This is a genomic window from Longimicrobiaceae bacterium (assembly GCA_035696245.1).
Lineage (GTDB): Bacteria > Gemmatimonadota > Gemmatimonadetes > Longimicrobiales > Longimicrobiaceae > DASRQW01.
Genome location: DASRQW010000092.1, coordinates 1 through 9,240 on the forward strand (window position 1 = coordinate 1; position 9,240 = coordinate 9,240).

Genomic DNA, 9,240 nt, shown 5'->3' on the forward strand with positions numbered 1-9,240 from the left:
GCAACCGTTTTGTCTGCTGTTCGATGCCGTACATGCCAAAGTACCGCGCAAGGGTGGTGTATTGCACCCCAGCGGACACCGCGAAGCGCCGAAGACTGTCCCGGGCTATGGGGCCATGGCGCTCCTCAAACAACGTCTGGAGCCGGTCACGAAGCTCATCGTCGGTGAGTGCTGGATACATGTCGCCCTCTAAGTCTAAAACGATGACCGCGGTAAAATCTACTGGAATCCCCCGCTTAAGTCAACGCGCTTATTTTTGCATTTGCAAAAAATGCGCCCTGGTTGCAAGTCCGTCTCCGCGCCCAGCAGTCGTTTCCCCTTAGGTCTGAGCACACGCGCTCGTGACGGGGTCATGCAGTTGCAAATTTCGTTGCAAAGTGCCGGAGTCGACATTCTCGGCCGCGCGTCCAGACAAAGGAAGAACCGAGGAGGTCAAATCCTTCTCCTTCTCCCGCCCGCCGCACGGAGCCCACGATGCCCGGCACTGCACCGGCGTTCTCGCCCCCCGCCCCACCCTCCACCCCCCCTTCGGTCCGCACCCTCCAGCTCGCCGAGCTCCAGCGCGTCTCCGCCAAGTTCGGCTTCGACCCCCTTCCCAACGAGCTTCCCTACCTGCCCGACCCCGAGCCCGCGCGCGACGCCCTGGCCCGCCACCTCTCGCACCTGCGGCTCGGGGGGACGGTGCTCGACCCCGGCCACCAGCCGAAGCCGCGCCTGTCCGAGCTTCGTGCGCTCGACGGGGTCCCGCTGCTCGTGGACGTCCTGGACCGGTACCCGTGCTTGGAGCGCTGCATCCTGTGCGGTGGCGCCAAGGGCGAGACCTACACCATCTGCGCGGGGTGCTACACCACCCAGCTGCGCTACGCCGAGCGCGCGCTTCTCCAGCTTCTCCCCGACATCGCCGAAGGGGCCCTCACCGGGATCAAGCCGCTCACCCACGACCAGTTCGTCCGCGCGATCCGTAGCACGCCCCGGCTCCAGCCCCGCCTCCGCGCCCGGCCCGAGCCCGCAGCCGAAGCCGCCTGCCGCCGGACCCTTGACGCGCTCGGCGCCGCCACTCGAGCGACGCGGCTGGAGGCATTGCAGGCCGCCGCGGCGGAGCCCGCGCTCAAGCCAACGGAGCGCCGGCGCCTGCAGCGGCAGCTGAGCGCCGCCGAGGCGGCCGAGCCGTGGAGCGCGGGCGCGTGGCACCGGGAGGCGGCGGAGCTCTCTCTCGACGCGGTGTGGCTCGACCTGCTGGCGCGCGGTGACAGCGACGAGCCCGATGCGGACGACGATGAGTACCCGGTGGAGCACGTGGAGGCCGACTGGCTCACCGCCCCCGATCGCGTCGCCTCGCACGACGAGCTTTCCGCGCCCTTCCTCCCGCGCCCCAACACGGCGGCGGGGGAGCCCGAGCACGCCGCCGCGCTGGAGCGCAACGCTCTTCTCTACGCATGGCGCGCCGCGCGCAGGCGCATGGACTCCGACCCGGACGCGGGCGCCTATGCCGCGTGGCTCGCCACGCGACTGGAGGGCCATGGTGGAATTCCCGCGCTCGGCCGCTCTCGTGCACCGCAGCCGCTGGACAGCGACGAGTGCGAGCGGTGGGACCGCTGGGTGGACGCGATCCTGGGCGGCGAGCCCGCAGCGGCGCCCGATGCGCTCGACCCCTTCGACGCCGGGTGGTGCCGGCTGTGGGGCGAGGCGGCCACGACCACGGAATGCGGCTGCCAGGAGCCCATCGAGCTGCCGCAGCTCGACCGGGGACTGCCCTCCGGGCGCCTGCGGTGGCCGCACTTCATCCGGGAGGAGATCGAGGCCGAGCTCGCGGCGTGGGGCCGCTGGGAAGAGATCCCCGAGGACGACGGCCGCTCCGTGCGGGCATGGGTCGACCCCGACCCGGTCCCCGTTCCGATCCGGCGTCCGCGGCGCCGCCGCCTGCTCCCCGATGCAGTGCGGATGCTGCGGCAGCGGCGCCTCGATGCGTGGTCGCGCGAGGGCGCGCCGCCGCAGGCTTCCCCCGCTCCGGCCACCTCGCCGCTGCCGAAGCCGAAGGGGAGCCGCAGGGCATGGGAGTGCGAGATCCGGCGGGAGCGGCGCAGGCGGCGGTTCGAGCGGATGGCCCGCGCCCACGCACTCGTCCACCCGACCCACGCCGAGCACGCCCGCACCCAGACCCACTGACCCTTCACGGGGCCCGGCCGCCACCGGCCGGGCCGAGGCGAGCCCATGTCCGAGATCCCCACGCCCGCCGTGCTGCGCACCGGCATCCGCGCGGCGCTCACCGACGAGCGCGAGCAGGACCGCAGCTCCAACCAGCGCCGCGCGCTGGACCGTCCGGCGCACGTGCGGTCGGCGGCACCGCAGCCGCAGGAGGGGACGACCCTCCTCCACCTGGAGCGTGCGGTGCAGCTGGTGCGCGGCGACGAGGTGCTCGTCACCGGCCCCGGCGGACCCCGCGCCGCCACGGTGCGGAGCATCCAGGGCCACACCCTCGAGGTGGACGGCCTGCACGCCGGTGCCGAGCAGCTGCTGGGGCGGCCCCTCCACCTTTCCGAGCGCCTGCAGCGGGAGCTGGACACCGCCCTCGCCGCACCGGGTGAAGTCCTGCGCGCGGCGGCCGGGTGGGACTCCGCCCGGCTCGGGCGCGCCGCGGCGCCCGCGGCGGCGCTCACGGACGGGCTGGAGGACGACCAGGCGGACTCGCTGCAGCGGTCGCTCGCGAGCAGCCTCCTGCTGGTGCTGGGGCCGCCCGGGACGGGGAAGACCGGCACGATGGCGCGCACCGCCGCCGCCCTGCTCCTCTCCGGCGAGCGCGTGCTGCTGCTGGCGCCCACCCACGCCGCCGTCGACACGGCGCTCGCGCGGATCCGCGGCACGGTGGGCGAGTGCGGGCTCCCGGAGGCCGTGCTCCTGCGCCAGGGCCGGCACGGTCCCCTGTGGCGGGGGCCCTCGCTCCAGGGAGCCCACCGCACGGGGCTCGATGCCGCGCTGGGCGAGCTGGAGCGGCGCGCCGGGCACCTCGGGCGCGAGCGCAACTGGGCCTGGATCCTGGCGGACGCGATCGGCGGCGGCGGGAGCGCCGGCCACCGGGAGCGCCGGGAGCGCCTGGAGCGCCTGGAGCGCCTGGATCGACTGGAAGCCCGCGCCCAGGGCGTGCTCCGCGAAGACCCCGACCGACTGGACGCCCGGGCGCTGCTGCGCGACGCGCGCTCCCTCCGGCAGGCGGCCGCAGCCGCCGCAGCCCCGCCCCGGCTGGTGGGCGCCACCCTGGCCGAAGCGCTCGTCCGCACGCCAGCGGGCCCGTGGGACACGGTGATCGTCGACGAGGCCGCCATGGCCAGCGTGCCCTACGCGCTCTGGGCCGCGTCGCTCGCCCGCCGGCGCCTCCTGCTGTGGGGCGACCCGCACCAGCTCGGGCCCGTCTGCACCGTCGCGGACCCCGCCGCGCGCCGCCTGCTGGGGCGCAGCCTCTTCCACCACCTGGGCTGCGAGCGCGCCAGCGTGGAGGACCCGCGCCGCCCCGTCCTCCGCGTGCAGCACCGGATGGCCCCGGCGATCCGCCGCCTGGTGGCGGGCACGTTCTACGACGGGATGCTGGAGGACGGCGCCACCGTGCGCCGGCAGACGGGCACCGTCCAGGTGATCGACAGCGGCGGGCTGGCCCGCGCCCGCGCCGTCGGAAGCAGCCGGGTCAACGAGGTGCACGCCCGCATGGCGGCGGCCCGCGCCGAGCGCCTCTGGAACGCCGGCACGCGCTCGCTGGCCGTGCTCACGCCGTACCGGGCGCAGGTGGACTGCCTGCGTGCCGCGCTCGCGGAGCGCATCCCCGGGTTCGAGCAGGAGGGCGGCCTGGTGGGCACCGCCCACAGCGCGCAGGGAAGCGAGCACGACGCCGTCGTGGTGGACCTGGTCGCCACCCGGGACAGCCCCGGCCGCTGGCTCGACGAGCGCGCGAACCCGGAAGCGCCGTCGCTCCTCTGCGTTGCGATGTCGCGCGCGCGGACCTCGCTCACGGTCATCGCCGACCGCGCCGCGCTGCCGCCGGGCGGGGTCGCGCAGCGGGCCGTCGCCGCGGCGATGCGGGCCGCCGCCTGACGCCGCGACCGTGCCCGGGAAGTCGGGCCGGGGTAGCACGGAAGAGCGAAAGACCGCCCCGCAGGCGGCTCCCACCTCGACCCCGGGCGCCCCATGTCCGACCCCGCCCCGTCCGCCGGCCGTCGCGCCGGGCACTCCGCGGAGCTTTCCCCGGTGGCCGCGGCCGTGCTCCGTACCATGCGCGAGGAGGTGCGCGCGCAGAGCGGATACCGGAGCCGCATCCTCGCCACCCGCCCCGCGCCGGAGAGCGACCTGGATGCCATGTCCCATCCCGACGCGCACCGCGCCGCGGACCGGATGGACGCCCGGCTCGCCGCCATGGACCCCGTCTCCGCAGCCGGCACGGCACCCGCTCCGGAGAGCTCCACGGACGCCCGCCAAGCGGCTTCCCCGCCGGAGCTGCTGGAGCGCGTCCAGGCGCACCTGCACGCCCAGGCGGCCGACGCCCGCAGGGCCGACGACGCCCTGGAGGCCCGTGCGCACCTGATCCGACCGGCGACGGCCCGGCAGGTGGCTGCAGCCACCGCGGACCCGTCCGTGGCGACGCCGGCGGAGGCGGGGGCGCGTGCGGTCGCCGCGCTGGGCGGCCGGGGCCTTCCCCGGGAGCGGGAGCAGGTAGCGGCCCTGGCCGCGGCGGCGTGGGAGGCGCGGGCCCGGCTCGACCGTCTCACCGATCGCGCGGCGGAGCTGCTGGAGATGCGACGCACGCTGCCGGGCGCCCGCACCACCGCCTACGAGGTGCTGCGGGAGGTGGAGCGCCGCCGGGACGAGATCGCCCGCGCGGAGCTGGGGCGTGCCGCCCTGCGTGACCCTTCGCTCCTGCCGCGCGGCGAGGGCCGCATGCAGGAGGGCGGGCGCTTCCAGGACGTGCGCTCCATCGACTGCCTGCGGTGCGGGACCACCGCCGCCCGCGAGGACGGCCGCAGCCGCCTGCAGACGGACGGCACCCCGAAGCTGGACGAGCACGGCGAGCCCGAGCGCTACGCGCCGCGCGACGGGGAGCTCTGCACCCCCTGCTACCTCGCCAGCGGTCCCATGTCGGTCCCGGAGCTCAAGCTCGCCCAGCGCCAGGCGCGGAACCTGGAGGCGGCGCAGGTGCGCTTCCGCCCCGGCCGCACCGGCTGGTCCGAGCGCGCCGAGGGATGGACGGAGCAGGACCGCGTCCGCCGCGGGCTCGCCGACCCGCTCGACGAACGCCTGGACGCGCCGTCGCCGTTCGTGGTGCAGCCGAGCCCCGCCGAGGCCGCCGACCGGCGCGTGGAGGAGCTGCTGGAGCGCGAATGGCAGCGCGAGGAGGCGGCGGAGAAGGGCCGGTGGGATGAGCCAGGCGACCGCGAGGCCGAGTGGTGGGAGACCAAGTTCGCGGGCGCCTTCTCGGACGAGCCCGAGCCGCGGCCGGAGCCCTCGCCCGAGCGCCGCGTCCAGCTGGAGACCGCTCGCCTGGCCGAAGCCCAGCGGCGGCTCCGCTCGGTGGTGGGTGTCGAGGACCCTGGCCTCCGCCGCGTCCTGGAGACCCAGGCGAACGTGCGCCTGCACCTGGCGCAGGGAGGTGCCGTGCGGGATGCGTGGGAGCGGACGCGCGGCGTGGATCGCGCGGAGCTCCGTGCGGCGGCGCGCGAGCAGGTCGCGCGGCAGCTCATGGAGCCGGCGGCGATGGCCCACCAGCGCCGGCTGAGGGAGGCGCGCGGGATGGCGCTGCCGCGGGAGATGCCGCTGGAGATGCAGGCCGCCATCCGCGCGCGGCAGGTGGAGCGCATCCTGGCGGACCTGGACGTCCCCACCCTCGTCCGGCGTGTGGAGGAGCTGCGCGGCACCGCCGCCCGCCCCGAGACGGTCCGCGCCGCGCGCGAGCTCCACGACCGCCTGCAGCCCGCGCTCGCCGACCCGCGACTCCAGGGCGCCGTCGCGGCCGGCCAGCTCGCCGAGACCGCCCGCCAGGAGCGCGGGGTCTTCCACTCCGGGCTGGACGAGGCCGTGCTCACCGGCGAGCGCCGCGGGGAGCTGCACGAGCGCACGCTCGACCGCTGGCTGGAGGCGGACGGACCCGGGGACGTGCGGAGCGCACGGGACCTGGCGCGCGAGGCGGGCGAGCTGAATCCCCGCCGAGAGACCCAGAAGCACTTCCCCGAGAAGGAGCGGCTTCCCTGGAAGCTGGCCGCGCGCGACGCGGCGATCGCGGGCGAGATGGGCAAGACCGGCTACGCGGCGCCCGAGCGTATCCTGGCGGCGGTGGAGGCGTACCGGGCCGAGGTGAGGGAGGGCGGGGTCCCGGACCCGTTCGGGAGCGAGGTGCGCGACCGGATCACGGAAGCGGCGGCACGCCAGGCCGGCTTCACGTCCGACGAGGTCGGGCGGCTCTGGGAGATCCGCGCCCTCGAGGGCGTGGGCGTGGACACGGCAGGTTGGGACGAGCTCCTCCGGGAAGCGGGCGCCTGGACCGGCGGGGCCGATCCCGGCCACGAGATCGCCCGCCTTCGAGCGGCACTGGAGGACCTCCGGCGAGACGAGGTCCAACTGGCGGCGCCCGCTGCGGCGGAGCGAGAGAAGGACGTCTCTCCCGCGCCCGGCCGCGGCCTCTCCGAGGCGGACCGCGCGCTCCTCGCCCGCGCCGAGCAGGCGGCCGCGCCGTACCTGGACGTGCTGTACGAGTACCGCGCCGCCTGGCTGGCGCACGACGCCTCGGCGGCACCCGCGGCCGCGGCGGAACCGCCCGGCGAGGAGGTGCGGCACCCCGCGGTGCGTGCGGCGATGGACGCCCACGCGGATCCCGAGATCGCCCGCCTGGCGGGACAGCTCGCGGCGCTGGAGGAGTTCGAGCGGCTGGACGCGCCCTACCAGGAGGCGGTCCGGCACGCCGACCGCGCGCAGACGCTGGTGGACGCCACCCGCGAGGCGCGCGAGGCGGCGCGCCAGTCCTGGGCTTCGGCCGAGCAGACGATCCGCGCCCAGTTCAGCCACGCGGACCGGCTGGTCGAGCGGGTCCGGGGGATGGACGCAGCCGAGGTCCGGGAGCTGGCGGCGTCGCTCCGGAAGGACCCGCTCGCCCTCTCCTCCAACCATCCGCGCAGCGGCGGCGCGCCGCGGATCCCCGGCATCAACGCCGCCGGCACCGTGGAGAGGCTGGAGCCCCACCTCAAGACGGTCCGCGCCCAGGGGTTGCGGGGGCTGCTCGGCCAGGCGGACCGGAGCGCCACGGAGCGGCAGGCGCAGGTCGCGGCCGTGGCGCTTGAGACCTGGGCTGAGGTGCGCCAGCGCGGCGACGAGCTGCGCGCGTGGGCGGTCTCGCAGCTGGCCCTCCCGGCCGATACCCCGCTCGCCCAGGTCCACGAGGCCGCGGTGGATCGCCTGGCCGAGCTGCGGACCTCGCACCGGGACCTCGTGCAGTCGTGGCAGGCGGTCTCGCCGCCGCCCACGCGCGGCCAGATCGAGCGCAGCCTCCGGTCGATGGACCCGGCGACGGCCGCCCGCGCGCGCCAGGCGCTCCCTGGCCTCGCCCCCCCGCCGCAGCCCTCCCCCCCGCCACGGCCCGAGCCGGCCCTGGCCACACCCGCGATGTCGCGATGAACCGAATCGACCCCGACGAGCTGCAGGCGCTGCTCGAGACGGCCCACGCCGGCCTGCACGCGGCCGGCCAGGCGCAGGACGTGTGGCAGCGGCTCCGGTGTACGTGCGGGCGCCCGGACTGCGAGATCCACGACCCCGCCCGGCACACCGTGACCCTTCAGCTCGACGCCCTGGCCGCCTACTGGCGCCCGGAGCTGGCGGACGCTCCGGCGCGCGGGCGCCTCGCCGCCGCGCTGGCGCCGCTCGCACGCCTTGTGGACGCCGACACCGATCCGGAGGACGACGCGGACGCGCTGCTGCACCGGGTCCGTGACGCCTGGCTCGCAGGGATGGGCACGCCCCTCGGTGGTCCGCCCGGCGAGGTGTGGCTGGAGGACCTCGCCCGCGTGGAGGCGCGCAACGGGCTGCTGCTGGAGAAGCTGCTGGAGCGCTTCGCGGGGGCGGGCTTCGCCCTCCTGGCGCACGCCGGCGCCGCGCACGCACGCCAGCGCCGCGACCGGGCCGCGGCCGAGGGGCTGGCCGCCTGCGGCCGTACCGTCCGCGCGTGGATCGACGACCACGACTCGCTCCCGCAGCGGACGCTCCTTCGCGAGCACCTGCTGGCGCTCCTCCGCGAGGCGCCCTGGACCGCCGGCGAGGCGCAGGACGTCTTCCGGATGGCGGAGGACGCCGCCACCGCCGTGCTCGCGTACGGCATCGCCGACGACCTCTGGGTGGCCGCCGCCTACGGCGCCGCCGAGCGCGTGGCGCCCTTCTCCGCGCTCCGCATCGCCGTGGTGCTGGAAGACGACCCGGCCGCGGCCGCGCTCGCGTCGTGACCATGTCCACTCCCCGAACCGCACCCGAGATGATCCCCCTGCGCGATCCCGCGGAGTTCGTGTGGCTTCCGGACTTGGACGCCGGGCTTCCGGAGCCGGTGCCCGCCGGCCGGGAAGGCATCCACGCCGTCCAGTTCCGCCGCGCCGTGGGCGCGGGCGACGTGGTCCGGTCCGTGGCGCTGGAGACCTCCGCCGGGACGGAGCCGCTGCCCCGCCGCATCCGGTACCACGGCGACCCGGACGAGGGATGGGACTGGGGCTGGCACGGCAGCGCGCCCCTGGAGACCGCCCTGAACGTGCTCGCCGCGTTCGTGCACCCGCGGGCGGCATGGCGCCTCCAGTGGGCGTTCTACGAGGCCTTCCTGCACCCTCTGCCCGTGGTGGGCGGGACGCTTCGGGGCGACGAGGTGCGCGCGTGGCTCCGCGGCCATGCCTGGATCGGACGCCACTCGTCGTGGACGGCGGCTCCCGACGCGGGCCGCCGGGGCATGCTCGCGCGGGAGCGCGACGAGAGCCGCGTGCTGTCGCCCACCGCGCGGGCGGAGCGCATCGGGCAGCTCGCCACCTCCGCGCTGCGCTGGGACGGGGCGGCGCGCCGTGCAGCGTCGGCCGACGCGGCTGCGCTCGCGGCGGAGCCCGGCGCTGAAGGCGCGGATGGTCCCGGGTCGGCGGGATTCCAGCTCGTGCGCGCCGCGGCGGTGCTCGCTGGGGCCGCTGCCGTGGAGCGCTGGGCCACGCTGGCCGCGCTCGCGGGCATCCTGCCGCTTCCCGGCAGCCT

Annotated in this window: 6 protein-coding genes; all 6 read left to right on the forward strand. The window is 76.4% G+C overall.

Annotated features, from left to right (window positions below):
* A partial coding sequence (locus tag VFE05_04245; protein HET6229266.1) for a hypothetical protein occupies positions 1-193 on the forward strand: 193 nt, incomplete at its 5' end.
* A gap of 281 nt (positions 194-474) precedes the next feature.
* Entirely contained in the window at positions 475-2,166 is a 1,692-nt protein-coding gene (locus VFE05_04250) for a hypothetical protein (protein ID HET6229267.1), read from the forward strand.
* 45 nt (positions 2,167-2,211) lie between these two features.
* Positions 2,212-4,080 carry an AAA domain-containing protein gene (locus VFE05_04255; protein HET6229268.1) on the forward strand — a complete coding sequence of 623 codons (1,869 nt, stop codon included), beginning with the start codon at positions 2,212-2,214 and terminating at the stop codon, positions 4,078-4,080.
* A gap of 93 nt (positions 4,081-4,173) precedes the next feature.
* Positions 4,174-7,644 carry a hypothetical protein gene (locus VFE05_04260; protein HET6229269.1) on the forward strand — a complete coding sequence of 1,157 codons (3,471 nt, stop codon included), beginning with the start codon at positions 4,174-4,176 and terminating at the stop codon, positions 7,642-7,644.
* The gene (locus VFE05_04265) at positions 7,641-8,462 is read left to right on the forward strand and encodes a hypothetical protein (protein ID HET6229270.1); all 822 of its coding nucleotides are present in this window, start codon (positions 7,641-7,643) and stop codon (positions 8,460-8,462) included. The genes VFE05_04260 and VFE05_04265 overlap by 4 nt, the downstream gene beginning before the upstream one ends.
* Before the next feature lie 2 nt (positions 8,463-8,464).
* The coding region (locus VFE05_04270) for a DUF6166 domain-containing protein (protein ID HET6229271.1) at positions 8,465-9,240 on the forward strand (776 nt) is incomplete at its 3' end.